This is a genomic window from Candidatus Nitrosopumilus sp. (assembly GCF_965262695.1).
Lineage (GTDB): Archaea > Thermoproteota > Nitrososphaeria > Nitrososphaerales > Nitrosopumilaceae > Nitrosopumilus.
The window spans coordinates 1,167,085-1,192,281 of sequence record NZ_OZ253550.1 but is presented as its reverse complement, the minus strand read 5'-3'; the positions used below and the strand labels follow the sequence as shown (position 1 = coordinate 1,192,281).

Annotated in this window: 28 protein-coding genes; 22 read left to right on the top strand and 6 right to left on the bottom strand. The window is 34.7% G+C overall.

From position 1 onward, the window contains the following. The first annotated feature begins 1 nt into the window (after position 1). The 6 genes from ACQY2P_RS07235 to ACQY2P_RS07210 are packed head-to-tail and all read left to right on the top strand — an operon-like array spanning position 2 to position 4,886. Positions 2-598, top strand: coding sequence for a V-type ATP synthase subunit E (locus tag ACQY2P_RS07235; protein ID WP_428325986.1), 597 nt, complete (start codon positions 2-4; stop codon positions 596-598). Between the two features lies 1 nt (position 599). Continuing rightward, positions 600-2,378, top strand: a complete 1,779-nt coding sequence (locus ACQY2P_RS07230; RefSeq protein ID WP_428325985.1) for a V-type ATP synthase subunit A — start codon at positions 600-602, stop codon at positions 2,376-2,378. Next, positions 2,375-3,760 (top strand): V-type ATP synthase subunit B, encoded by a 1,386-nt coding sequence (locus tag ACQY2P_RS07225; protein WP_428325984.1) that lies wholly within the window; start codon positions 2,375-2,377, stop codon positions 3,758-3,760. Before ACQY2P_RS07230 ends, ACQY2P_RS07225 begins: the two co-directional genes overlap by 4 nt. Positions 3,761-3,764: 4 nt before the next feature. Next, a complete protein-coding gene (locus ACQY2P_RS07220; protein WP_012216071.1) occupies positions 3,765-4,394 on the top strand; it encodes a V-type ATP synthase subunit D in 630 nt (209 codons plus the stop codon). A gap of 2 nt (positions 4,395-4,396) precedes the next feature. Next, a complete protein-coding gene (locus tag ACQY2P_RS07215) occupies positions 4,397-4,528 on the top strand; it encodes a hypothetical protein (protein ID WP_428325983.1) in 132 nt (43 codons plus the stop codon). A gap of 49 nt (positions 4,529-4,577) precedes the next feature. Then, positions 4,578-4,886, top strand: a complete 309-nt coding sequence (locus tag ACQY2P_RS07210; protein ID WP_428325230.1) for an ATP synthase subunit C — start codon at positions 4,578-4,580, stop codon at positions 4,884-4,886. Between the two features lie 35 nt (positions 4,887-4,921). On the opposite strand, the gene pyrI is transcribed toward ACQY2P_RS07210, so the two are convergent. After that, entirely contained in the window at positions 4,922-5,383 is a 462-nt protein-coding gene (pyrI, locus tag ACQY2P_RS07205; protein WP_428325982.1) for an aspartate carbamoyltransferase regulatory subunit, read from the bottom strand. 41 nt (positions 5,384-5,424) lie between these two features. On the opposite strand from pyrI, the gene pyrB reads away from it, so the two are divergent. From pyrB to ACQY2P_RS07185, 4 genes are all read left to right on the top strand, one after another. After that, entirely contained in the window at positions 5,425-6,354 is a 930-nt protein-coding gene (gene pyrB / locus ACQY2P_RS07200) for an aspartate carbamoyltransferase (protein ID WP_428325981.1), read from the top strand. A 42-nt stretch (positions 6,355-6,396) separates the two neighbouring features. Next, on the top strand, positions 6,397-7,107 hold the full coding sequence (locus tag ACQY2P_RS07195; protein WP_428325980.1) for an LON peptidase substrate-binding domain-containing protein: 711 nt from the start codon (positions 6,397-6,399) through the stop codon (positions 7,105-7,107). Positions 7,108-7,125: 18 nt separating this feature from the next. Beyond that, on the top strand, positions 7,126-8,499 hold the full coding sequence (locus ACQY2P_RS07190) for a PEFG-CTERM sorting domain-containing protein (protein ID WP_428325979.1): 1,374 nt from the start codon (positions 7,126-7,128) through the stop codon (positions 8,497-8,499). 78 nt (positions 8,500-8,577) lie between these two features. Continuing rightward, entirely contained in the window at positions 8,578-9,888 is a 1,311-nt protein-coding gene (locus ACQY2P_RS07185; protein WP_428325978.1) for a Cdc6/Cdc18 family protein, read from the top strand. 217 nt (positions 9,889-10,105) lie between these two features. Here the strand turns inward: ACQY2P_RS07185 and ACQY2P_RS07180 are convergent, their stop codons facing one another. From ACQY2P_RS07180 to ACQY2P_RS07170, 3 genes are read right to left on the bottom strand one after another with little or no spacing between them, the layout of a single operon-like run. Next, positions 10,106-10,435 (bottom strand): YnfA family protein, encoded by a 330-nt coding sequence (locus tag ACQY2P_RS07180; protein WP_428325977.1) that lies wholly within the window; start codon positions 10,433-10,435, stop codon positions 10,106-10,108. Continuing rightward, the gene (locus ACQY2P_RS07175; RefSeq protein WP_428325976.1) at positions 10,423-10,788 is read right to left on the bottom strand and encodes a YnfA family protein; all 366 of its coding nucleotides are present in this window, start codon (positions 10,786-10,788) and stop codon (positions 10,423-10,425) included. The genes ACQY2P_RS07180 and ACQY2P_RS07175 overlap by 13 nt, the downstream gene beginning before the upstream one ends. A 49-nt stretch (positions 10,789-10,837) precedes the next feature. Continuing rightward, positions 10,838-12,370 (bottom strand): virginiamycin B lyase family protein, encoded by a 1,533-nt coding sequence (locus ACQY2P_RS07170; protein WP_428325975.1) that lies wholly within the window; start codon positions 12,368-12,370, stop codon positions 10,838-10,840. Positions 12,371-12,526: 156 nt separating this feature from the next. On the opposite strand from ACQY2P_RS07170, the gene ACQY2P_RS07165 reads away from it, so the two are divergent. Beyond that, positions 12,527-13,264: a winged helix-turn-helix transcriptional regulator gene (locus ACQY2P_RS07165; protein ID WP_428325974.1), complete on the top strand. Its 738-nt coding sequence runs from the start codon at positions 12,527-12,529 to the stop codon at positions 13,262-13,264. Here the strand turns inward: ACQY2P_RS07165 and ACQY2P_RS07160 are convergent. After that, positions 13,261-13,644, bottom strand: a complete 384-nt coding sequence (locus tag ACQY2P_RS07160) for a hypothetical protein (RefSeq protein WP_428325973.1) — start codon at positions 13,642-13,644, stop codon at positions 13,261-13,263. The genes ACQY2P_RS07165 and ACQY2P_RS07160 overlap by 4 nt on opposite strands. Before the next feature lie 92 nt (positions 13,645-13,736). Between ACQY2P_RS07160 and ACQY2P_RS07155 the strand changes: the two genes are divergently transcribed. The 9 genes from ACQY2P_RS07155 (at position 13,737) to ACQY2P_RS07115 (ending at position 23,056) form a co-directional block, all read left to right on the top strand. After that, the gene (locus tag ACQY2P_RS07155; protein ID WP_428325972.1) at positions 13,737-14,774 is read left to right on the top strand and encodes a cupredoxin domain-containing protein; all 1,038 of its coding nucleotides are present in this window, start codon (positions 13,737-13,739) and stop codon (positions 14,772-14,774) included. Position 14,775: 1 nt separating this feature from the next. Beyond that, complete coding sequence (locus tag ACQY2P_RS07150; protein ID WP_428325971.1) at positions 14,776-15,441, top strand: hypothetical protein; 666 nt, start codon at positions 14,776-14,778, stop codon at positions 15,439-15,441. Further along, entirely contained in the window at positions 15,442-17,013 is a 1,572-nt protein-coding gene (locus ACQY2P_RS07145) for a peptidase (RefSeq protein WP_428325970.1), read from the top strand. Between the two features lie 230 nt (positions 17,014-17,243). Continuing rightward, entirely contained in the window at positions 17,244-17,864 is a 621-nt protein-coding gene (locus ACQY2P_RS07140; RefSeq protein WP_428325969.1) for a cation transporter, read from the top strand. 96 nt (positions 17,865-17,960) lie between these two features. Beyond that, entirely contained in the window at positions 17,961-19,241 is a 1,281-nt protein-coding gene (locus ACQY2P_RS07135) for a hypothetical protein (protein ID WP_428325968.1), read from the top strand. 140 nt (positions 19,242-19,381) lie between these two features. Further along, positions 19,382-19,861, top strand: a complete 480-nt coding sequence (mntR, locus tag ACQY2P_RS07130; RefSeq protein ID WP_428325967.1) for a transcriptional regulator MntR — start codon at positions 19,382-19,384, stop codon at positions 19,859-19,861. Positions 19,862-19,986: 125 nt separating this feature from the next. Continuing rightward, the gene (locus ACQY2P_RS07125; protein WP_428325966.1) at positions 19,987-21,042 is read left to right on the top strand and encodes a multicopper oxidase domain-containing protein; all 1,056 of its coding nucleotides are present in this window, start codon (positions 19,987-19,989) and stop codon (positions 21,040-21,042) included. After that, entirely contained in the window at positions 21,032-22,210 is a 1,179-nt protein-coding gene (locus tag ACQY2P_RS07120; protein WP_428325965.1) for a ZIP family metal transporter, read from the top strand. Before ACQY2P_RS07125 ends, ACQY2P_RS07120 begins: the two co-directional genes overlap by 11 nt. A 423-nt stretch (positions 22,211-22,633) precedes the next feature. Further along, positions 22,634-23,056: a universal stress protein gene (locus ACQY2P_RS07115; protein WP_428325964.1), complete on the top strand. Its 423-nt coding sequence runs from the start codon at positions 22,634-22,636 to the stop codon at positions 23,054-23,056. Positions 23,057-23,094: 38 nt separating this feature from the next. Here ACQY2P_RS07115 and ACQY2P_RS07110 read toward each other — a convergent pair whose 3' ends face one another. Next, complete coding sequence (locus ACQY2P_RS07110; protein WP_428325963.1) at positions 23,095-23,478, bottom strand: CopG family ribbon-helix-helix protein; 384 nt, start codon at positions 23,476-23,478, stop codon at positions 23,095-23,097. 90 nt (positions 23,479-23,568) lie between these two features. Between ACQY2P_RS07110 and ACQY2P_RS07105 the strand changes: the two genes are divergently transcribed. After that, positions 23,569-24,477: a metal ABC transporter substrate-binding protein gene (locus ACQY2P_RS07105; protein ID WP_428325962.1), complete on the top strand. Its 909-nt coding sequence runs from the start codon at positions 23,569-23,571 to the stop codon at positions 24,475-24,477. Further along, entirely contained in the window at positions 24,471-25,193 is a 723-nt protein-coding gene (locus ACQY2P_RS07100; RefSeq protein WP_428325961.1) for a metal ABC transporter ATP-binding protein, read from the top strand. The genes ACQY2P_RS07105 and ACQY2P_RS07100 overlap by 7 nt, the downstream gene beginning before the upstream one ends. Positions 25,194-25,197: the final 4 nt, after the last annotated feature.

Sequence of the window (25,197 nt, the reverse complement as noted above, 5' to 3'; positions counted from 1 at the left end):
ATTGGCAAATTCTGCTTTAGAATCCACTATTAGCAAAATTCTTGAACAAACAGAGAAATCCGTCATTTCAAATGTTGAATCTGCACTAAATGAGTCCCTCAAAACTCTTGATGATTCTGTTCCTAAACTCGAACAAGAATATGAGAAAATCATTGCAGATGGAAAAAAAGAAGCCGATAAAATTGAAAAACAGATTATGGGAAGTGCCGATATTGAGGCTAGAAATAAGCAATTAATGGCATTAGAAGATGCAGTCGATAAGGTATTTTCAAAAGCACTTGAACAAATTGCAAACGCTGATCGCAGTGGTGATTATTCTAATTTAATTAAAACAATGATTGAAGAAGCAACTCAAATTTTGGGAACTTCAGAAATTACAGTTTCTACAAATGCAAAAGATAAAGATGTAGTCCAATCTACTTTGTCACAATTCTCTGGAGCTGAAATGTCTTCTGATACAATTGATTGTCTTGGTGGAATTGTTGTAAAATCAAAAGATGGTGCAATGACATTTGATAATACGATCGATGCAAGAATTGAACGTCTGAAGCCTTTAATAAGGAAAGAGATTGCATCCAAATTCGGGGTAGGAGAATAAGATGGCAGCTCAAGGTAGAATTGTTTGGGTAAGTGGTCCTGCAGTTAGGGCCGATGGTATGTCTGAAGCAAAGATGTACGAAACAGTAACTGTTGGAGATTCAAAATTAGTCGGTGAAGTAATTAGATTAACTGGAGATGTAGCATTTATCCAAGTTTACGAATCAACAAGTGGATTAAAACCAGGTGAACCTGTAGTTGGTACTGGAAACCCACTAAGTGTTTTGTTAGGTCCTGGAATTATTGGACAACTTTATGATGGAATTCAAAGACCACTAAGAGCATTATCCGAAGCTTCTGGTTCCTTTATCGGAAGAGGTATCACAACTACTCCAGTTGACATGACCAAAAAGTATCACTTTGTTCCATCAGTTAGTAATGGCGATGAAGTTGCAGCAGGAAATGTAATTGGTACTGTCCAAGAAACTGATCTTATTGAACACTCTATCATGGTTCCACCAGACCACAAAGGTGGAAAAATTGCAAACATTGTATCAGAAGGAGATTATGATTTAGAAACTGTATTGGCAACAACTGAAGGCGAAGGTGAAACTATTGAACTCAAAATGTATCACAGATGGCCTGTAAGAAAACCACGTCCATACAAGAACAGATACGATCCAACAGTTCCACTACTTACCGGACAACGTGTAATTGACACATTCTTCCCAATTGCAAAAGGAGGAACAGGTTCAATCCCAGGAGCCTTTGGAACAGGAAAGACAGTTACATTACACCAAATTGCAAAATGGGCAAATTCCCAAGTTGTAGTTTACATCGGTTGTGGTGAGAGAGGAAACGAAATGACAGAAGTACTTGTCGAATTCCCACATCTCAAAGACCCACGTAGTGGAAAGCCACTCATGGATAGAACTGTACTTGTTGCAAATACTAGTAACATGCCAGTAGCAGCAAGAGAAGCAAGTATCTACACTGGTGTGACAATTGCAGAATATTACAGAGATATGGGTAAAGACGTTGTACTTGTAGCAGATTCTACAAGTAGATGGGCAGAAGCACTCAGAGAAATGAGTGGTAGATTAGAAGAGATGCCCGCAGAAGAAGGTTATCCATCATATCTTGCATCAAGATTAGCAGAATTTTATGAAAGAGCAGGTCGTGTTAGAGCCGCAGGAAGTCCAGACCGTGATGGTTCTGTAACTTTGATTGGTGCTGTTTCACCATCTGGTGGTGACTTTACAGAACCAGTTACAACTCACACAATGAGATTTATCAAAACATTCTGGGCTTTGGATGCAAAGCTAGCATATTCCAGACACTATCCATCAATTAACTGGATGAACAGTTATTCTGGTTATCTTGCAGACATTGCAAAGTGGTGGGGAGAAAACATCAATGAAGACTGGTTAAGCCTTAGAAGTGAAGTTTATGGTGTTTTGCAAAGAGAAGATACACTAAAAGAAATTGTCAGACTTTTAGGACCTGAAGCACTTCCAGATGAAGAAAAATTAATTCTTGAAGTTGCAAGAATGGTAAAGATTGGTCTCTTACAACAAAACTCATTTGATGATGTTGACACTTATTGTAGCCCAGAGAAACAATACAAACTAATGAAATTACTAGTTGACTTTTACAAGAAAGGTCAGCAAGCAATCAAGGAAGGAACTCCTCTTGCTGATATTCGTGCAATGAAAAGTATTACTTCACTACTCAAAGCAAGAATGGATATCAAAGACGATGAGATGCCAAAACTTGATCAACTAGAAGCAGATATGCAAGAAGAATTCAAATCAATTACAGGAGTGAAAGTATCAAATTGACAGCAGAAGGCGGAGTCCAATACAGTAAGATTGCAGAAATCAAAGGTCCTCTAGTTATTGTAGATGACGTTGAGAATGCAGCATTTGACGAATTAGTAGAAGTTGAAACTAGAGAAGGTGAAAGAAGATTAGGTAAAGTTCTTGAAGTTGGAAATGGTAAAGCAATCGTCCAAGTTTTCGAAGGAACTACCGGATTATCAATTGCCGCAACAAACGCAAAGTTTGTAGGTAAAGTTATGGAAATGCCAGTTTCAAGAGAAGTACTAGGTAGAGTCTTTGATGGTTTAGGTAGACCAAAAGATGGACTACCAGATCCTATTGCTGATAAATTTATTGACATTAACGGTGAACCAATGAACCCAGAACAACGTGAATATCCAAAAGACTTCATTCAAACTGGTGTTTCAGTAATTGATGGAATGATAACTCTAGTTAGAGGCCAAAAACTTCCAATCTTTTCTGGTTCTGGTATGTCACACAACCTCTTAGCAGCTCAAATCGCAAGACAAGCAAGTGTAGTTGGTACACAAGATGATTTCGCTGTAGTCTTTGCAGCAATTGGTGTGCAATACAGTGAAGCAGAATATTTCAGAAGAAGTCTTGAAGAATCTGGCGCTCTAAAAAGAAGTGTTCTTTTCTTAAACACAGCAGACGATCCTGCAATTGAGAGAATCATTACTCCTCGTGTTGCATTAACTGTTGCTGAATATTTGGCATTTGAATTAGGAATGCACGTTCTGGTAATTCTTACAGATATGACAAACTATGCAGAAGCACTCAGAGAGATTAGTGCAGCAAGAGAAGAAGTACCTGGAAGAAAAGGTTATCCTGGTTATCTTTACACTGACCTTTCAACAATTTATGAAAGAGCAGGAAAATTAAACGGAAAGAAAGGAAGTGTTACACAAGTTCCAATCTTGTCAATGCCTTCTGATGATATTACCCACCCAATTCCTGACCTTACTGGTTACATTACAGAAGGACAAATTGTACTTGGTAGAGATTTGTTCAGACAAGGAGTTTATCCACCTGTAAACATCTTGATGAGTCTCTCAAGACTGATGAAAGACGGTATTGGTGAAGGAAGTACCAGAGCAGATCATGGTGAGATTTCAAATCAGGTTTATGATGCATATTCTAGAGCACAGGAAGTCAGAGCACTTGCAGGAATTGTAGGTAAAGCAGGACTCACTGAAATTGATTTGAAATACATGGATGTTGGTGATGTCTTTGAAAACGAGTTCCTCTCACAAGCAACTGATGAGAATAGAACTATTGAAGAAACACTAGGTATCTTATGGAAGATTGTATCTAAACTACCAAAGAACGAAATTACAAAAATCAAAGATAAGTACGTAGATCAATATTACAAGGAAGAGTAGCAAAATGTCATTTGGACAAAATGTTGCTGCTACAAAAATTGAACTTTTCAAATACAAAAAGTCTAGTCAAGTAGCCGTAATGGTACAGAAAATTCTAGATGACAAGCGTAAAGTCCTTCTAAAAAACATTGAAGAGATGATTGAAGAAGCCTCAAAAGCTAGAGGTGGAATCTGGGAACCATTACAAGACATCTATAGTTCTGTAAACGAAGCATATTTGGCATTAGGTTCATCAACAGTAGACTCTGTTGCCGAATCAACTCCTTCTGTTATGGAAGTAGATGTTAATGTCAGAAGAGTAGTTGATGTAAAAATTCCTGCACTATCTGTTACTGAAAAAGATACAAAATCAATGCCATACGGATTTGCTGATACAAACTCTTCAATTGATAGAGCCGCAAAACAGATCAAAGAACTTTTGCCAAAAATCTGTAAAGCCGCAGAATATGAAAATTCTATCTTTAGTCTTGCAAAAGCATTAGAAAAGACTCAGAAATTACTTAACGCTCTTGAAAATGTCATTATTCCCCAATATCAACAAAAAGTGAGATTTATCATCGCTACTCTTGAGGAAAGGGAAAGAGAAGAATTCGCAAAGTTAAAAAAAGTCAAGGCTAAGATGGAGAGTAGATAATAATGGGAAAAGAAGAAATCAAAAAAATAATTGAAGATTCTAAAAGATCACTAGAAAGCGAACATGAAAATTTTGCAAATTCTGTTAAAGACGATCTAAGTTCTTTCAAAAAGAAAGCACTAGAAAAAGTATAATCCAATCTCACCATGATTTAAATATGGACTTTGAGGAGGCACATCATCCATGAAAACTATAGTCTTGTTACTTATGGCAGCAGCTGTAATTTCTATTTCAGGATCTACTAGTCTAGCTTATGCAGCAGAAGGAGACGCAGCAGGAAGTTCAGACTCATTGAAAATTCTCGGTGCTGGTCTAGCATTCGGTCTTGCAGCATTTGGTGCTGGTATAGGTCTTGGTCAAGTAGGTGCAGCAGGTCTTGCAGTCATTAGTGAGAACCCAGCTTTACAATCTAAGGTGTTCATCTTCGTAGGTATGGTCGAATCAATCGCAATCTACGGTATAGTTATGATGTTTATCATCTTAGGACAGTAGTCCTAAACAACATATTTTTCAATTTTTAAAATTTTTTAATTATAGTCTATGCGATTTACATCTAATACTCTTGCACAATATCTGCACTTGAGAACAGTTCCTTCCTTGTCAATTACATCCATAATGGACTCTATGTGTTCTGCACTGTTTGTAACGCAATCTGGATTTGAGCATCGAAATATCTTGTCAATCTCATTTGGTAGTGACACTCTTCTCTTTTCTACTAACTTGTAGTCTTTTATCATGTTGATAGTGGCTTTGGGTGCAATTACTGCAATCTTGTTAGTGTCATCGTCTTTTAGAAACTTGTTTTCCACTTTGATGATGTCTTTTTTCTTAAATTTCCCACTTGGGACATTCAAGGCTATAGTAATTAGACTGCCATCTTTACCATCTATTCTCAAAGCATTGATTACCTGAAGACCCTTGCCTTCATCAATATGGTCAATTACAGTGCCTTCTTTGATTCGTCGAACCATAAGTTCGGACTGTTCCATCAGAATACTTTGTATACCCACCTGTATATATCATTGAGAGAATGAACGAGTTCTACCAAAAAGACATAATCTCAATTAAGGACTTTAGCAAGGAACAGCTTGAAAAAATCTTTACATCTACTGACAAAATTATGCAACTGAATCCCTCTGATCGAAGAGAGATTTGTAAGGGAAAGACCCTGGCATATCTGTTCTATGAGCCAAGTACTAGAACTCGTCTAAGTTTTGATTCTGCAATGGCATCAATTGGAGGAAACTCTCTGGGAATCTCTGATACAAATTCTTCATCAACTCAGAAAGGTGAGAGCTTGGCTGATACTGTTAGAATTATGTCGATTTATTCTGATGTTCTAGTTTTACGACATACTTTGGATGGCTCTAGCAGATTTGCAGCTGAAGTTTCAGACAAACCTGTAATCAATGCTGGTAGCGGAACTGAAGAGCATCCAACCCAAGCAATTCAGGATTTGTTTACAATTAAAAAAGAAAAGAAAAAGATTGACGGACTAAAAATTGGAATTGTTGGTGATCTAAAGTATGGCAGAACAGTTTACTCTTTGTTGTATGGACTTGGAAACTATGATGTTGATGTTCGATTAATCTCTCCAGAATCACTAAGAATTAGATCTGATTCAACTTATGAAATCAAACAGAAATTAGACTATACTGAATCTACAAACATTGAAGATCATATTGATGACTTGGATGTTCTTTATGTGACAAGAATTCAAAAAGAGAGATTCCCCGATGAAGAGGAATATCTCAAAGTAAAGGGCAGCTATGTTGTGGGATTAGACTTGCTAAAACAGATGAAAGAAGACAGCATAATTTTGCATCCGCTTCCAAGAATCGATGAAATCTCAACTGATATTGATAAAACCAAAAATGCAAAATACTTTGAGCAAGCTGAATACGGAAAACACACTCGTGCTGCACTATTGGGCTTAACACTAAACGAAAATGGATTCTAAAATCCGTATTCCATATATCTAGAGACGTTTCAACAATCCTTATTGGCAGAAACTAAAGTTATCCCGATTTTTCCTCTGGACTTGGTATTGTTTCCAAGACAGGAGCTTCCTTTGAGAATTTTTGAGCCTCGCTACAAGCAGCTAGTTGATGATTGCATGCTTGGTGATGGTCAATTTGGTGTGTGTCTAATTGATGAGACAAACTCTGTTAATGGTTGGAACTCTCCTAAGATGGTAGGAACTATTGCAAAAATTACAAAATGCTCAGACGTTGAAATGGATGGACTGCAACTCCACATTGAAACCTTGGGGAGAAATTCATTTAAAATTAAAAAAATTATTCCACCTTCAATCCCTCAACCTGAAAACTATGATCCACTTTCAGTTGAAGGCCACCAACAAATCTCTGAAATACATGAAAAAATTGGAACTGAAGCAAAAATGTACATTCAAGCAGAAGTTGAAATGATTCCTGAAATCGACGAGAGTATTTCTCTTGAGCGATGGGAAAAACTAGTAGAGTTATGGAAAAAGAAGATTGTAAAACAAGCACTACCACAAGTAGTTGAACCACATTCGTTGGATCATGTATTGGAGCAATACTATCTTACAACTGACACTCCTACAATTGATTACATCTATTCGCTTTCTGCACTTGGGGCAAAAGATCCAAATGACTTGCAACCAATATTGGAGGCTACGACAATGGATGAATTACTTCAAAAGGTTGAAGAACTACTCACAATAAAATAGCCCTAGGTAAGATTTGAGATGATGTCGATTACAAAATTTTCAATATTGGCATTGGCAGCTTGTTTGTTGTTTCCAGCAAGCAGTGTCTATGGACATGGATTGGGAATTGATACCATATCATCAGTAGATGTTGCTGGAAAAGAAATCTCAATTTCTGTAGAGATGCCAATGTATTTTGAAAATGAGCAAGAGCAAATCACAATTACTGCAACTGACAAAGAGACAGATGAACCTGCAAAAAATGTGACATTTCTCATTGGGTTGTTCCATAGCAATGAGATGATTTTTAGAAATTACTTTTTCACAGAAAATGGCGTTTTGCCAATAACAGTACTATCACAACAAGGATATGATAATTTTGTAATTAATGGAGAGCAAGACTCGCTTCTAGGAGCATACCATGGAACTGAATCATCTCCAATAGAGATTGCCGGTCCTGTCTTCGATGCAGGTGGATTATTTACTTTTGAAATTGAGGTGAGAACCATTGATGAACCAACTAACATCATTGAAGATTCAGGTGTATATCGTGCAGATTTGACACTTGTTGAAACTACTTCTCATCCTCAAGAAGATGCTGAGGGAAATGATGTGCAATTTAGAATGAAATCCTATTTTGATCAAATTCAGAATTTCAAATATGATCCTATTGCAAAAAAAGTAACTTTTGAGATGCCTTTTGATTGGAGTGAGGACAGCATGTCTCATGTCCCCGTTGTACACGAAGAGGTACATTTTCCTAAAGATTTCATTGAATTTTTGAGTCCTAGCTATACAGGATATGCAAATGGAATTGAATTATTCAAAGCTTCAGTATCAATTGATGATTACACAGAAGAAGATGAAAGAATAGTTCACTTTGTTTTATTGCAAGACCATCTGAGATTTCTAAAAAATGAGATGAAAAAATCTGATGAGCCACTACCTGACAATATTGTTTTTACTTTAGCCACAAATGAAAAAATATCATTTCCATTAGAGGCATTTACAAAAAGTGAAGAATTCAAAGTGAATCTGTCATGGGATCCTGTAGACCTTGAACCAGGAGTTGAAACAAACTTTGTCTTTACTATTAGGGATGCAAGAACAAATGAACCTCTTCGAAACTCTGATTTCACATTTGTAATTATTCAAAACGGAGAAGAGATACATCGTGTATCTGGAGTGGCAACAGTTGGTGGAGAATTTGAAAAATTCACCTTTGCTGAAGACCAAACAGGTCCTACAACAATCAAATTTGAAAACATACGAAACACTGGACAAGAAACCGAGTTTGGAATAATGGTTGCACCTGAATTTGGTACTATTGCAATTTTGATACTTGTTGTTTCTCTAGTTGGAATAATCGGTATTAGTAGAAAATATGCGATTTTTACTATCCTTAGGGCATAATTTTTCCTAAAAATTTTCAAATCTAGGCACAAAAATCTCTCTAGTAGTTATATATGAGTTTCTAGTGGAAAATAATAATTGGATAAGAAAGAACTAAAGAAGATTGTTGGTGATGTCAGAAAACAAAATTCCATATTCTCAGACAAGTCCTATCTTGACAATCTATCTACTCCTGAATCAATTATTGGGAGGGAATCTGAATCAAAAAAACTTGTAAAATTCCTCTTGTCGTTTGAAAAAGGACTAGTAGTTCCATTGATTTCAGTTTATGGTAGAAGTGGTTCTGGAAAATCAACTATTGTACAATTTGTATGCAAAAACTTGGATGTTGATTTTTGTTATACAAATTTGAGAAAGGCAAAGACAGTCTTTGGATGCATTAACTTGATCCTATCTGAATTGGGTCACCAAAATCTAAAAAATGCTCAGGGAATAAACACTGCTTTTACCATATTAGAAGAATTAATTATGCAATCACTTGACAAGTCTGGAAACTCTTTATTCGTATTGTGTCTTGATGAGTTTGATACGCTATTTTATGATAAAAGAGGAAAACCATCTGACTTTGTTTACAAACTTCTTGTACTAGTCGAAAAACTTCGTACTCTAAAAAAATATCTTTGTATTGTTACTGTATCTAATAAGGTACTATCAGAATTTAATTTAGATGACAGAGTTGTATCTAGAGTAGGAGCATCAGAGATTTACTTTGATTCGTATTCCCAAAATGACGTACTAAAAATAATTCGTAACAGAGCAAAGAAATCATTTTCGCAAAAAATAGATGATCATGTTTTGAATTACTGTGCAGAAATTAGTTCATCTGAGCATGGTGATGCAAGACGAGCAATTGACTTGCTGAGAACTAGTGGTGAATTGGCAGGACTTGAAAATAAGGAAATTTCAAGACAACATGTAGATGATGCTATTGCACAACTACAAAAAAACCAGATAACTACAATGATTTCAGGTGGTTCTTATCATTTCAAACTTGCATGTGCTGCACTTGCTAGGCTCACTTTTGTTAATGATGAGGGTTGGCATAGCACATCAGAACTATTCAAACAATACCAGAAGATCATACCACCTGATTCTCGTCAGATTTCATATAGGAGATTCTCTGAGATGTTAGTTGAACTGGTAAACTCTGGAATTGCAGTATCTCAGACTATATCAAAAGGCCGACATGGATATGGAAGTCAATTCAAGCTTACTGTGGATCCTGATTTGATTGGGAATTCTTGTTTTCCTGATTGGTGGCCTAGTGTAGTAGAATCCAAAAAGAAAAAAGAATCTGCAGCTATAGCTTCTAAACAACTCAAATCACTGTATTCAGGAAGACGCCGTTCATCTCGTTTTGGAAGTTTGTACAGAAATCTTGGATTTTAAAATATGATATAATCTCAAAATATTTTGTTCTAAAAATCTAGAATCATTTTTGATAACTAGGTTTGAAAATTAGTTTCTGTGGAGGGATCTTTACAATACGCCATTTTACAAAAAACAATAATTTCAGCCTAAATGCGCCCATTTCTATCCCCAATTAAGTGGCTGAATCCCTATAGATTCAAACCAAAACTCGCAAAACAGATGTTGGTCTGTGAACCTAACGAGGCCAGTAAAACATGATTGCAACCCCAATCAAGACAATCACAGAACCTATAATTTCAAACCTGTCTGGCTTTTTCTTGTCAACCCAATATCCCCAAATTATTGAAGATACAACAAAGATTCCCCCATACGTTGCATAGACTTTACCAAAATCTGCAGGCTGCAAAGTCATTACAATTCCATAAGAAAATAAAATCAATCCTCCCACCAAACCCAAAACTTTTCCTTTATGATCACGTAACCACTTCCATACAAGATACCCTCCACCAATCTCTAAGAGTGCAGCAAAAAAGAAAATACCAACAGTTGATGCTACTTCGACCAAACCTTCTCTCCTTTTCTTGGATAGTAGAAAATTATCAAAACTCCAATTACTGCAATTATTGTTCCAATAATGTCATAGTTGTCAGGAGTTACTCCATCAATTAACCAACCCCAAAAAACAGACATTACAATAAAGACTCCCCCATAAGCTGCATAGACTCTATGAAAGTGAGTTTTCTGAAATGTTGGAACTACTCCATACAAAAATAACACAAACCCTCCAACTGCACCTAATACAAAACCAAAGTCTTCACGCAACCAAAGCCAAACTAGGTATCCTCCACCAATCTCACAAAGTCCAGCTAGAAAGAATAACAGAATTGAACTGAAAAAATTCTTTGGTTGCTCATTCATTTAATATCAAAATGGAATAAAGATTCTATATTATAACTCGTATCCGAAATTATCCAACTTTAATTGTAGCATATGATGATATTGCCACATCACTAAACTGCGTACCAATTAAGATCTTGTAATATCCCTCATGTGCATCATCACTTGCAGTTATGGTTACAGGAATTTTTACAGGTTCATCTGAGATTAGTGTAATTCCTGATTTTGGACTAACTGTAATTGTTTCAGAATTTGTATTTCCAAATAATTTAACTTCAGAATTTTTGTTTGAATTGGGTGTTATAGTTACAAAGAACTCTTTTTGTTCCCCTTGCTTGATTTCAATTTCATCACTATCTATTGAAATTAAAATTGGTAATGGAACAGTAGTGTCCAATACTCCTATGTTGTTTTCAACCCATTCAGTAAACCATACTTGCTCACCTTGAAATGTAAAGTCAAAGCTTTGTGCTAACCCACAATCACTCAAGTCTCCACAATCTGACCAATCAGGATTTCTTGATGGGATGTCATATTCTACAAGTGATTCTATGTCTGGATTAAAAACTGCCAATCTGTTTGCTGTTTGTTGATTAAACCACATGTTTCCATCTGAATCAAATGTATTCCAATAAGGACGAGTGATTGGTGTTTTTATCAACCCTGATGAATTACCATATGTCCAAATTGGTGGATCAGACGTTACAAACTCTGTTACTATTTTGTTTGATGGTGTGAATCTGTAAAATGAATCTCCTGCAGTATCTGCGATCCAAATATTGTCTAGTGGATCTACTGAAACTCCATTTGGAGCATAAATGCTATTGGGGAGAGTAAACTGTTCTGTTTCTTGTGTGTTGGAATTTGTTTTAACAAGTATTGCTTCTTTTTGATACTTCCACATTACAAACCAAATATTTTCTTCACTATCTACTGATGTCTGACTAGTGAAAAATCCTTCAGGAACTGTAATGGAAGAATAAGCTAATTTCCCTTCATCTAGTTTCTCATGGTTTAGAAGAATCACTTGGTTTCCAGTAAAATCATTTATCATAAAATTACCATTATGATATTCTATTTTTTGCGGAAATGCTTTGTTGCCATTTGAGGGAATCTCAAATTGATAATATGTTTTTTCTGGAATTGAGAACTTCCAAATTGCACCATTCTTGTCATCAGTAAACCAAATCTCATTATCTTCTGTGTATGTAATTCCCCATATCATAGATGCGCTATTCAAAGCCCACTGTTCATTTGGGTATTCAGTAAATGTTTCAGATTCAGGATCAAACATAGCTAGATTTCCTGTATTTGTTTGAGCAAACCAAATGTTTCCCTCAGGATCTGTAATTATAGAAAGTGGTTGTGTACATGGAGTTGGAATTTCAAATTCTTGAATATACTGATTAGATTTTGTATCAGAACTTCCACAATGTTGGGCTCTTTCATGAGGTTCATAATTATCAGCAGGAGTTCCAGTTAATTTTTCAATGTCTTTAATTTCTGTAGTAGAACTATCATTTCCAAAAGGGGTTAAAGTAAACACTGCCCCAAAATATATCAAAATCACAATTACGGGAATAACATAGAGAATTTTGTACACATGATAAAAGGCATTTTCATAGTTTTAATCCCTTGATGTTGTTCTATAGTTGTACCAACAAAAATACAGTTTTTGTCATGTTTCTACTGTGCATTATGTTTTCTAGTTGTGATTTTTTACAAACTTTTTAAAAACCATATTTTGTTTTAGTTCTATATGGATTATGAAACAGATTATTCAGAATATGTTCGAGATCAATCTGCAAGATTAATTCTAAAGTCAACATGTTCTCCCAAATCTGCAATTGAAATCAGCAAAGATACAAAAATTTCCCTTGGTACAGTTTACAGAAGACTGGAAATTCTTAAAAAATTGGGATTTTTGAAAACTTCAGGTAAAATTGAAAATGGTTGTAAGGTCATGCTATATCATAACAAACCTAAGAGATACCATATCTTAAACCCTAGAATTGTATTTCTTTTAAAAATTATTAACAAAAATCCTGGATTGTCTTTTAGAGAATTGCAAAAATTATCGGGTTATCCTTTTGGCACACTTTCAAACTCTCTTAATAATTTAGAAAAAGATTCTAAAATAATTATCAAACGTTCTACTAGACGTGCAAATTATTTTCCACAAGACACCCCATCCCTAGAATATTCAACACTAATCAATTTAAGAAAAGAAACATCAAAAAGAATAATTCTATTCCTTGTAGAAAATCAAAAGGGAACTTTTTCAGAAATTCAAGCACATGTCTGCAAAGCTCCCTCCACAGTTTCATTAACACTGACTAATTTGATTGAAGAAAACATTGTACTGCGAGTAAAAGGACTAAGACCACATTTCAAACTATTTGATACAAAAACAACTCTTAACGCATTGGATAGACTTGAGCCAAGTGTAACTGATACTATGAAAGACAGATTTGCTGATACTTTCTCTTATCTCTAGTCTGATCTAAAAATCCCAACAATGAAAAATGATAACATCACAAGAATCAAACTATGTGTTATCAGATCATGAGTTCCATAAGTAATCTCAAAGAATGGATTTAGCATATTTGCCAATGATGTGCTCTCTGCAACTGTTATTGCTGAAAACGCACCAAAGATCATTAGTAGTCGGATATTTCTAAATTCCAAATAGGTAATCAAACCAACTATTGACAAAAATAAACCAAAAATTACACTGGCTACGTGGATTGCATAATATCCTCTTTCTTCAAAACTAACTCTATCAAAACCAAGAGGAATAGAAATCACAAGAGCTGTAACTAAAATTATTAGGAGAATTTTTGTTTTCTCTTTAATGGATAGTGTTGGTTTTTGCAATGTATAGTTTTGAATTGGTTTGATTTTAAATTATTTGGAACAATGGTAAAACAATATCATCATTAATTAAAGAAAAAAGATATTTTTCATTGATGATGATTCTTGAGAAAGCCCCTAGAACTTTTTCAAGAAAAGTCATCATTGGAATGTTTGCTCTAGTCATGTTTTTTACTATTGAGCAATCACATGCTGAAGAATACACAATTAGTATTCCATTTGGAGCATTTAATCCAGAACTAAACACGCCTGCAGAAGTATGGTATGACCCTCCCGAACTTACTATCCAAGTTGGAGATACTGTAACATGGACTAATGATGACAGAGAAGGACATACAGTGACTAGTGGGGATGGGGCTGGTAGATTTGATTGGATGGGTTCTAAGAATCTAGGAGAAGCAGACGGTATTTTTGATAGTGAACGATTCATGCCAGAAGAATCATGGTCTTATACATTTGAAAAAGAAGGACCATTCAATTATTTTTGTATTATTCATCCTTGGATGGAAGGAATTGTGTTTGTGAAACCATTCATTCCAGATTATCCTCATGATGGTACAGGAAAAAAACATGAACAATTTCCAATGTATCAAATAACACCTGATCAATCAATTGAGATTAACTTTTCATGGGAACCTCAAATAATTAAAACACATGAAAAAGTAAATTTCATTTATCGATTTTATGATGCAGTGTATGACCTTCCTTTAAGAAAAATGCAGTATGATATTTCTATTATACATAATGGGAATTTAGTTTTTGAAGAAAAAGGTGCAGTTTCAAGTGCAGGTGGAGATTATCGTCAATGGATTTATGAAGAACCTGGAACCACAATTGTAAAAATTAAAAATATCAAGCCTTTTGGAACTGTAGCTGAAACACAAATCCAATTTGGTGAAGATGCATCTGCTAGATTAGCTGATTTTAGTGCAATTGTATATGAAAATACAGAAAAAACATTCACTAGTGATGAAATTGTTCAACCAAGACAAACTGTCCAATTTTATTATGAAATAGCAGTTGCAATTATTGTAGTTCCAGGTGTCATGCTATTGGTAGCTGTCCTTTACATGAAAAACAAAGGATCTGATATATCTACAAATCAAAAGGAGAGAAAGGCTACTCCTGTATGATATGATGGATGTAAAATCAGAACTAAAACTAGTTCGACTATCATTGATTGTTTCTATAATTGCAGGGATTTCTTTTCTTGGAGTATTGTTTTTAGATACTCCAAATGACACAAAAAATGATATTTTAGGCACAGAAACTGCATTTTCAGGGTTTGGTGAAATTAGTTTGTTTAACCCTCAAAATGCAGGTCTGTTTGCAAATAATTTCTATGAGGATACAAATCTTGGATTTGTGATATTCAAACCAAACAGCAATTGGGAAATTCATTCTGCAGTAGATGAATTTGAATCAGAAGAACTAGAATCATTAAAAACAATAGGATTTGTTGATGGAATATTCATTGAACAAAATCATAACAAACAGTTTTTGCTCACAATTTTTGATATACAAAAAGAAGATTTTTCATTACACGAATACATTGATGACCAAATCTCCTTGATGGAATCTCAAAATTACGATATACCTTTTGAACAAGTATCTCCTGACAATGATTGGGCAATATTTGCAGTAAATGATTCTGTTAGTCAGACATATGGAGAACAATTCTTGATTCTAAAGGAAAATCGATTGTATATGTTACAATACACAGGAGATCATCCAGAAACACTTAGCATAAAACAAAAAGAAAATATCAATTTTATCATGGATTCATTTGAGGTAATTTAGATGAAATTTTACTTCAAGTTTTTAGCACTTTTTCTAATTGTTTGTTTAGGGTTTTCTACAAATTCTGCATTTGGACATGGACTGGGAGGAGAAATGCATCCTCCTAGAACTATTGGAGATAGGGATGCAACTCTTTCAATAGATGTTTCTCCTTCTACATATGATCCTAATGATCCAGAAAATTTTGTGACACTGAAATTGTTTAATTCAGAAACTGAAGCAATTATTGAACATGTTACATTTATCTTGGAACTCAAAAAAGATGGAGAAAGAATTTTCAGATACATGTTTCATGATGAATTTGGCAATCTCAATTTTCGTGTGATTTCAAATGACTCTGATAAAATAGAAATTAATGGGGTTCAGGAGCCTCTTTTGGGAGGCTGGATGAGGGGAAATGATCAACCACTTACCCTTACTGGGCCTATTTTCTCCTCAGGTGGTCTTTATGAATACAAAGTGGAAGTACTCACAGTAGATTCAGATACAAATGTCTTAGATGTAAGGGTGGAACTAGAAGGAGCAATCAGTCTTGCAGACACCAAAACTTTTGGAGTCACTGATTCTCAAAACCAATCTCATGACGTTCAAGTTATTTCATATTTTGATGTCATAAACAATTTTGATTTTGATTCAAATCAGATGAGCTTTTCTATGCCTTTTGATTGGAATCAAGATCTTGAACAACTAAGTGTAATTCATGAAGAAATCAGAGTCCCAAATACATTTGGTGAGTTTCTGTCTACAAAGTATGATGCATATCTAAATGATATTTTGTTACCTGATGACATAGTAACCATTGATGATTATTCTTTTGATGATAGAACAGTTCACATGACAGTTTATCGTGAATTAATCAAAGAACTAAAAGAAGAGGCTTCAAAAGTATCTGATTCACAAATAGATTTTAGATTAAAGACAAGTGACCAGACACAGTTTCCTTTAGAATTTGCAACTCCTGATTATCGATTCAAAGTGTTCTTGTCATGGGAGCCTGAAATTATTCGTGCAGGTGAGCCTGTAACATTTTTTGTAGATTTTGATGAATTATTTAGTGCAAAAACTAAGAGAGTTACAGAATATGATCTTACTGTAATTCAAAATGATGCAGAGATTTACAAAAAACATCTAACTGGTAATGTCAATTCAGATACTTCAAATTCTCATACGATAACGTTTACACCAGAACATACAGGAACTGCAAATATTTTCTTCTCAAACATTGATGAGAATACTCTTTCACGAGGAAATTTTATCATAGTAATTGAGCCTCCTCTTGAATCACAAACCTCAAATTCCAAATCTGAAATTCCTTCATGGATTAAGAACAATGCAGGTTGGTGGGCAGATGGTTCTATTGATGATGATGCCTTTGTTCAAGGAATACAGTTTTTGATAAAAGAAAACATTCTACAAGTTCCTATAACTACCTCACAAGAATCTACTAACAATGAAATTCCTTCATGGATTAAGAACAATGCAGGTTGGTGGGCAGATGGTTCTATTGATGATGATGCCTTTGTTCAAGGGATTGAATACTTGATGAAAAACGGGGTTATTACTGTAAATTGAATTTGTGTAAAGGGGTCTGTGAAAGATTCCAGATAAAGATCAAGGGGCAAAAAATTAGATACGAAAATAATCAAAAACGATGCCCTGTATGTGAAATTTTTATGGTTTGCCTTGACATAAGATGTCCTTGCTGTAGTTGTATTTTGAGGGTAACTCCAAGAGCAAACAAATATCGAAAATCATTTCATGAAAGAAAAAATAACTCTAGACATTAACGAGATAGTGATTTAATGCCAGACGATGATGATTTGCCGAAAGATCTTGCACACATCACACCTGCATACAAACGTGCATTATGGATTGTCGTTTTAATCAATGTAGGTTACGGGATTGCCGAGATGATTGGTGGATTCTTGGCAGATTCTCAAGCACTCAAAGCTGACGCACTTGATTTTCTAGGTGATGGGTCAATCACGTTTTTGGGATTACTTGCAATAGGATGGGGTTTGAAATTACGTGCTCGCTCAGCTCTTCTACAAGGAATTTTTCTTGGTGTAATGGGAATAGCAGTACTTGGTTATACGATATATCGCACACAAGTTTTGCATGTTCCAGAAGCTGGAATGATGGGAGTCTTTGGCTTTGGTGCACTTTTGATAAACGTACTTGCAGTTATCATGTTGCTCCCACATAGAAAAGGTGACGCTAACGTACGTGCAGTATGGCTCTTTAGTAGAAATGATGCATTAGGTAATATTTTGGTAATAGTTGGTGCAGGTTTTGTATTTTTAACAGGAACCTCATACCCTGACCTTATAGTAGCTGGAATAATTGCTAGTCTCTTTTTACAGTCATCCTTCTCAATCATTAAAGACGCTAGAAATGATCTAAAACAATCTGAATCAACATAATCTGAATACTGTCTAAATTTCTTATTCTATTATCTGAGAATCATTTGTGAAATATGGTATATACTTTAAATTTAACAAAAACACTATCAATAAAGTATGAAAAATACATTACTTTCTGTAATCTTAATTTTTGCTATTGCTACAATTTCACTATCATTACTTTCTGAGCAAGTTATGGCTCAAACCCTGATGACTCCAAGACAGCAGATGATGATGGGAACAAATCCAGACCAAATCACATGTGTTGATGGTAAAGTTCTCATGATGAAAAATATGGGAATGCCTGCATGTGTTAATCCTGATAGTTATTTGAGATTAGCAGATCGTGGTTGGGGTAATTGGGATATGAATATGATGACAAACGACCCACAACAAATGCAACGTGTAATGAATAGCATGTTAAGCAATCAACAAACTGGAAAACTTTGGTATGATACTATGGCAAATGATCCTCAACATTTGCAGACAATGACTGATCAAATGAAAACAACCATGATGAACAATCCTCAGATGATGAGTCCTATGATGAATACAATGATGGATAATCCAGAACTTCGTCAACAAATGATGGACATGATGACACAACATCAACCAATGATGCAAACAATTCGAGGAAATGGCACTATGATGAATATGATGATGGGTGGTTCAATGAATCATGGTATGATGGGAATGATGAATGATCCTGAACTAAGACAACAAATGATGAATACAATGATGAACAATCCTCAGATGATGCAAGACATGATGAACAATGGAATGATGATGAACATGATGAATGGTAAAATGATGATGGGCCCAATGATGGGCAATATGATGATGAACAATAACATGATGGGAAACAACATGATGAATGGTAACATGATGGGTTCTGGAATGAATCAAGGTATGATGGGTAACAACATGATGGGAGGTCATATGATGGGAATGAATCATGGAATGATGTCAAATATGAATAACATGAGTGCTATGGGAACTGCAATGAATGATCCTGAACAAAGACAACAGATGATGTATGACATGATGAATCATTCACAGATGATGTATGACATGATGAACAATAATCAAATGATGAACATGATGAATATGGGAACTATGATGAATAGTAATTGGACTATGAACAACCCACAAATGATGAACAACATGATGGGTCAGATGATGAATGATCCTCAAGTAATGCAGAACATGCATGATATGATGTTAAACAATCCTTGGCACATGAAAGGAATGATGGGTAACATGATGAGTCCAATGATGAATGTCATGATGGATGATCCAGAACTACGACAACAGATGATGGATAATATGATGATGCATCCACAGATGATGCAGAACATGATGAACAATCAACAATTTATGCAAACTTTGAATCCCTAATCTTGGAATCTGAGAAAAAACAGTTTTGTAGATATTGTTCCGAAGACAAGTGTTTATTCCATTTTATGATTTTGGTTTAGGATAATTGGTAATACTATAAGCCTACAATAATAAAATACTGGTAAGTTCTCTAATGAAACGTGTCAAAAACTACATCGGGAAAAAATACAAAGCGATTAGAATCAATCAAAAAAGCACACAGCCAAAAAAATTCATTTACGACTAGAATGGAAGATTATCTTGAGGTGATCTCTGAGCTCGTAGAACTCAAAGGATATGCTTCTCCAACTGACATTTCAAATTATATGCATGTTAGTCCTCCCAGCGTAACAAAGATGCTTCGAAAACTTGATGCTGATGGGTATGTGGAATACACAAAATATCGTGGGTTAAAGTTGACCTCAAAAGGCAAAGCTATTGCAAATGATATTCGTCAAAAACACAGCGATCTGTTAGAGTTTTTTCAACTAATTGGCATTGAATCTGATGTGGCAAATAAAGACGTAGAAGGAATTGAACATCATTTAAACCCGAAAACTATGAAACAATTAAGAAAATTCACAACATTTCTAAAATCTAATTCTGATTACCTTCATTCCTTTAATCCTAAGAATAATTGATTCTTTACATTGTTCCTGATAATGTTAATATCTGTAAAATTACCCTGTTCTAATAAAGTTGCATTAGACTAACAAAGTTAGCCTAGGCTAACTTTATATTGTCTGAATATTTCTGTATATCATTCATGATGAAATCACGTTCAGGAATTATGTTGGTATTTTTGATTGCAGTTGCAACAGTTTCTATACTCTTTACTGCTTTTCCTGAAGGAATTAATGCACAACAAGATGAGAAAACATTTGTTACTCATAGTGGTGCTGTGGTAAAAACAACTGGTGAAGTATTAGATCCACTATACACTAGTGCAACCGTAGAATTTGATCCAATGGAATATTTGCGTGATTTCAATTATGGTCGTGTTTCACAGTTATCTGATGGAACAACTGTACGTGAATTTACAATTATTGCTAATGATGATGAAATAATGGAGGTATCTCCTGGAATATTTTTCAATGTATGGACATTTAATGGAACAGTTCCAGGACCAACAATTAGAGCGACTGAAGGAGATATTGTACGAGTCAAGTTCATCAACAATGGTGAAAAAGAACACACAATGCATTTTCATGGAATTCATCCAGCTGGAATGGATGGTGTCTTTGAACCTGTAGGTGGAAACGGAGGACAATTTGTTTATGAATTTGAAGCTGGTCCTGTAGGTGTTCATCCATACCACTGTCATGTTATGCCACTTGAAGAACATATTGTACGTGGTCTGTATGGTGTTTTCATAGTTGATCCAAAAGAAGAACGTCCACCAGCTGATGAAATGGTTATGGTGCTAAACGGTTTGGACATGGACTTTGATGGAGAAAATAATTTCTATGCTGCAAACACGATTCCATTTTATTACCAACATCACCCAATTCAGATTAATACTGATGAACTAGTCCGTGTTTATGTTGTGAACATGGTTGAATTTGATCCAATTAATAATTTACATCTTCATGGTAATCTGTACAAGTATTATCCCACAGGAACTGATATTGTACCGTCATTTTATACTGATATGATTACCCTTTCACAAACCGAGAGAGGCATCATGGAATTTGAATATGAATATCCTGGAAAATATCTTTTCCATGCACACAAGGTAGAATTTTCTGAGAAAGGATGGGTGGGAATATTCTTGGTAAATGAAAATGAAAATACTGTAGAGTCAAAAGAATATGGAACTTAGTGACAAGTCATCAAAAGGAAAACTGATTGCAAGTGGATTAATTCCATTTGCCTTTTTGGTAATTTTGATTGCATACATTTTTGGTCCTGGTTCTGATTTGTTGGATTTAGGTATTCCATTGCCTGAAATCACCATGGAAAAAGTTGATTTTATTGATTCTGAAATTCAGATAACAGTTAGGAATACTGGTCCAATTCCTGTTGAAATTGCCATGGCTGATGTAAATGACAGAATACAACCTGCGGCAGTTGAACCTGATAGGTATTTGGAAAGATACGAAACAGCTCTTGTCAGAATTCCCTTTGAGTGGAATCCTGCTGAACCATACATTGTAGGACTTACAGTTGAGGATGGTACTCGATTTGAAAAAGAAATTGAAGCAGCAGCTCCTGCATTAGAACCTAGTCTTGAACTAGTAGGGCTTTTTGCAATAATTGGAACTTATGTTGGAATCATTCCTGTAATGATTGGTTTGCTTTGGTTACCATTTATCAAAAAAATTAGCAAGCAAAAATACCATTTCTTCTTGGCTCTTACTGCTGGATTGTTGTTATTTTTGGGAATTGATTCTGTTGAAGAGGCATTAGAGGTTTCTGAAGAAAATCTTGCAGGTAGTTTTAATGGAGTATTGCTTGTTGCCACTGTTTTGGTATTGTCTTTTCTTGGACTGTATTATTCTGGTGAGAAATTAATAAGCAGAGCAAAATCTTCTCGAATTACCAAACCTGTTGCAATCGCACTGATGATCTCAATTGGTATTGGTTTGCACAACTTTGGTGAAGGACTTGCAATAGGTGCTGCAGTTGGTCTTGGTTCAATAGCATTTAGTACCTTTTTGATTGTAGGTTTTGCAATGCATAACACTACTGAAGGTCTTGCAATCGCTTCTCCAATGTCTAGAGAAAAGAAAGTGATTGGAAAACTTGCGGTTATGGGGATGATTGCTGGTGCTCCTGCTATTTTTGGTGCTTGGGTTGGAGGATTTGTTTATTCTCCATTTACCTCTGTGATATTCTTGTCAATTGGTGCAGGTGCAATATTTCAAGTCATTATTACTATTTTGAAATGGATACGAGAAGATGGTGACAAAAATCTTTCAAGTGCTGCCATGGCATCTGGTTTTGCAATCGGAATGGTTGTAATGTATGTTACAAGCATTTTTGTCTAAGAATTCATTTTTACCAAAATTTGATTCTCATGCGTGGCCAATACTCGGTAAACAGTATTTGGCGTGCAATCCAATCAATTTACAAAATTATTGAGTCTGTAAAGACTTGATATGTATGAAACATGTTTTAGACCCATTTTGGAACTTTGATAGAACTTCACAGATTTGAATCTTAACAGTTCAAACCTCTAAAGATATGAACTCCTACGTCTATTTTATTCTCCAATCTTAGTTCAAGCCTTTTTGGATTCAAATCAAAGCTTAGAAAATAATTTTTACATTAATCTGAATATTTTGGCAATCTTATCTTGAACTTGACTGGATTGTTTTCTGCATGAATCGAATCTCTGTGTTTTTCTATGATTGCTTTACAACTCTTTGAATGGCAAAATCCCTTAATAGAAGTAAAATCTCTATGTCTATATGGCAAAATTTCAAAAAATTCTTGTTCCTCTAGATGGCTCTGCAAACTCTGTGAAAGGATTAGATAAGGCAATATCAATTGCAAATGCAAGCGATGCTGAAATCACTGGATATTATGTATTTCATTTGCCACTTGCAGCTGGAATCAAATATACCAAAAAAATGAAAGATGAGGCACAAAAAAGAGCAGTCAAAGCAATTGGCCCTGCAATGCAAAAGTGTGAACGTGCAGGTGCAAAATTCAAATATGCTACTGGTGGAGGAAATACTGCTGCACAAATTGTTAATACTGCAAAGAAAGGTAATTTTGACATGGTAGTAATTGGTGCTAGAGGTATCGGTAATGCCAAAGAAACATTTCTTGGAAGTGTTTCTAATTCAGTAATGCATAAATCAAAAGTTCCAGTGCTGGTCGTCAAATAAGAATAGTTTTTTCAATGATCTAGTCGGCTCCACTGAATTTAGATTGCAACAAGTCTAACAGTATCCATGTTTTTGTTTACCTGAAAATCTTTTGTCATTGTAGAAACTTTTTCAGCATCCCCGTCAATAACAAAAAGCTCCATACACTTTTCTTTGTCAATTTTACTGTGAAGATGTGTTGTAATCAAATCCTCAAAGTTGTGAGTAATACCTGAAACAACGTGATCAAACTCATCATTATGTACCACCAAAAGAATTGCATGAATGTTACCCGACAAATCTGATTTTTGTTTTTCTTCTGAAACAAATGCTCTGATTCCTGCTCTAATGGCCTCAGACCTACCTGAGAATCCCATGTTTGATTGTAATTTGTCTAATTCCGATAGAATCTCATCATTTAGTGATATAGAGACAATTGGCATACGCCTAATGTTATTAATTATCTTATAAGTTTAGCAATTAATATTATTAAGATTTTATAGATTTATTAATAAAATTTAGTGAACTTCTTCGTGAACACGCAGATCAAACTTGCAATAATTTCAATAGTTGTAATAATCCCATTAAGCTCTTTTGCAGTTTATGGGACTAATCCAAATACAGAATCACCATTATCTGAAAATTCAAAACTGCAAGTAATATCATCATTTAATCCATTACATGAATTTGCACAAAATGTAGGAAAAGACAAAGTTGATGCTATTTTACTTGTTCCAGTTGGCGTTGAACCTCATGATTGGGAACCCACAATAAAAGATGTACAAAAAATGCAAGCATCTAATCTTATAATCATTAATGGAATTGGTTTTGAGAATTGGGTTGAAAAACTAGAAGACAATAACTATCAAGGAATTATAGTTGATACAAGTAATGGAATTCTAATAAATGAATCTGAAGACGATGAACATGGTCATGAATTAGGGGATCCTCACATTTGGCTAAATCCTGTTTATGCAAAAATTCAAGTTCAAAACATTGCAGATGCATTTTCAAAACATGATCCACAAAACCAACAATACTATCAGTCTAATGCAAAATCATACATTGAAGAACTAAATTTATTGGATTTACAAATTAGAAATGAATTATCTAGTTGTAACTCTGATTTTATTGCGTTTCATGATGCTTTTTCATATTTTGCTGATGAGTATGATTTACATCAACATACAATTATTTCATCAAATGATCCACATGGAGAAGCAACTGCAAAAACATTAGAAAATGTAATTTCAACAGCAAAAGAACTTGATATTAAAATAATTTTTAGTGAAGAAACAGTTGATACTAGAACTTCTGAAACCATTGCACATGAAATTGGTGGAAAAGTTTTGGTATTATCTCCATTAGAAGTTGCATCTGAAGGAACATACATTTCTAAAATGACACAAAATCTTGAGAATCTACAGGAGGCATTGTGTTGAAAGCAGTTGAAATTAACAACCTTTCAGTTCAATATCCTGATGTAAAGGCTCTTGATGATGTAAGTTTCGTGGTTAATGAAGGTGATTTTCTAGGCATAATTGGGCCTAATGGTGCAGGAAAATCTACTCTTTTTGATTGCATGCTTGGACTCAATACAAAGTACAAAGGAACAATCAAGTTTTTTGGTGAAGACATTAGAAAATCAAAAAATTTTCTTAAAGAAATTGGATATGTTCCTCAAAAACCAATTTTTGAAAAAAATTTTCCGGCAACTGTTAGTGATGTTGTTAGAATGGGATTGCGAAATGAATCTGATGAAAATAAAATCAATGGAATTTTACAACAACTTTGGATACATGAACTTCAAAACAGAAGAATAGGAGAATTATCTGGAGGACAATTACAACGAGTCTTTATTGCAAAAGCTTTGGTAAATAATCCTAAAATTTTGATTTTAGATGAACCAGTAACTGGAATTGATCAACAAAGTATTGAATTATTCTACAGTATTTTACGTGAATTAAATTCTAAACAAAAAATCACAATTATTTGGTCTTCTCATGATTTGGATGCAGTAAATCAACTGGCAAATCATGTTGCTTGTCTGAATAGAACTCTATTCTTTCATGGTGAATCAGAAAAATTCTTTTCTGATGATGAACTTGTCAAACAATACTCTGAGGCATCAATGCAGGAACATATGCATCATCATTAATCAT

Bases quoted from the DNA above. Each gene is read 5' to 3' on its own strand.
- ACQY2P_RS07230 (WP_428325985.1), top strand. From the start codon at position 600: ATGGCAGCTCAAGGTAGAATTGTTTGGGTAAGTGGTCCTGCAGTTAGG.
- ACQY2P_RS07220 (WP_012216071.1), top strand. From the start codon at position 3,765: ATGTCATTTGGACAAAATGTTGCTGCTACAAAAATTGAACTTTTCAAA.
- ACQY2P_RS07215 (WP_428325983.1), top strand. From the start codon at position 4,397: ATGGGAAAAGAAGAAATCAAAAAAATAATTGAAGATTCTAAAAGATCA.
- ACQY2P_RS07210 (WP_428325230.1), top strand. From the start codon at position 4,578: ATGAAAACTATAGTCTTGTTACTTATGGCAGCAGCTGTAATTTCTATT.
- pyrI (WP_428325982.1), bottom strand. From the start codon at position 5,383: ATGGAACAGTCCGAACTTATGGTTCGACGAATCAAAGAAGGCACTGTA.
- pyrB (WP_428325981.1), top strand. From the start codon at position 5,425: ATGAACGAGTTCTACCAAAAAGACATAATCTCAATTAAGGACTTTAGC.
- ACQY2P_RS07190 (WP_428325979.1), top strand. From the start codon at position 7,126: ATGATGTCGATTACAAAATTTTCAATATTGGCATTGGCAGCTTGTTTG.
- ACQY2P_RS07175 (WP_428325976.1), bottom strand. From the start codon at position 10,788: ATGAATGAGCAACCAAAGAATTTTTTCAGTTCAATTCTGTTATTCTTT.
- ACQY2P_RS07165 (WP_428325974.1), top strand. From the start codon at position 12,527: ATGGATTATGAAACAGATTATTCAGAATATGTTCGAGATCAATCTGCA.
- ACQY2P_RS07155 (WP_428325972.1), top strand. From the start codon at position 13,737: ATGATGATTCTTGAGAAAGCCCCTAGAACTTTTTCAAGAAAAGTCATC.
- ACQY2P_RS07150 (WP_428325971.1), top strand. From the start codon at position 14,776: ATGATGGATGTAAAATCAGAACTAAAACTAGTTCGACTATCATTGATT.
- ACQY2P_RS07145 (WP_428325970.1), top strand. From the start codon at position 15,442: ATGAAATTTTACTTCAAGTTTTTAGCACTTTTTCTAATTGTTTGTTTA.
- ACQY2P_RS07140 (WP_428325969.1), top strand. From the start codon at position 17,244: ATGCCAGACGATGATGATTTGCCGAAAGATCTTGCACACATCACACCT.
- ACQY2P_RS07135 (WP_428325968.1), top strand. From the start codon at position 17,961: ATGAAAAATACATTACTTTCTGTAATCTTAATTTTTGCTATTGCTACA.
- ACQY2P_RS07125 (WP_428325966.1), top strand. From the start codon at position 19,987: ATGATGAAATCACGTTCAGGAATTATGTTGGTATTTTTGATTGCAGTT.
- ACQY2P_RS07120 (WP_428325965.1), top strand. From the start codon at position 21,032: ATGGAACTTAGTGACAAGTCATCAAAAGGAAAACTGATTGCAAGTGGA.
- ACQY2P_RS07115 (WP_428325964.1), top strand. From the start codon at position 22,634: ATGGCAAAATTTCAAAAAATTCTTGTTCCTCTAGATGGCTCTGCAAAC.
- ACQY2P_RS07110 (WP_428325963.1), bottom strand. From the start codon at position 23,478: ATGCCAATTGTCTCTATATCACTAAATGATGAGATTCTATCGGAATTA.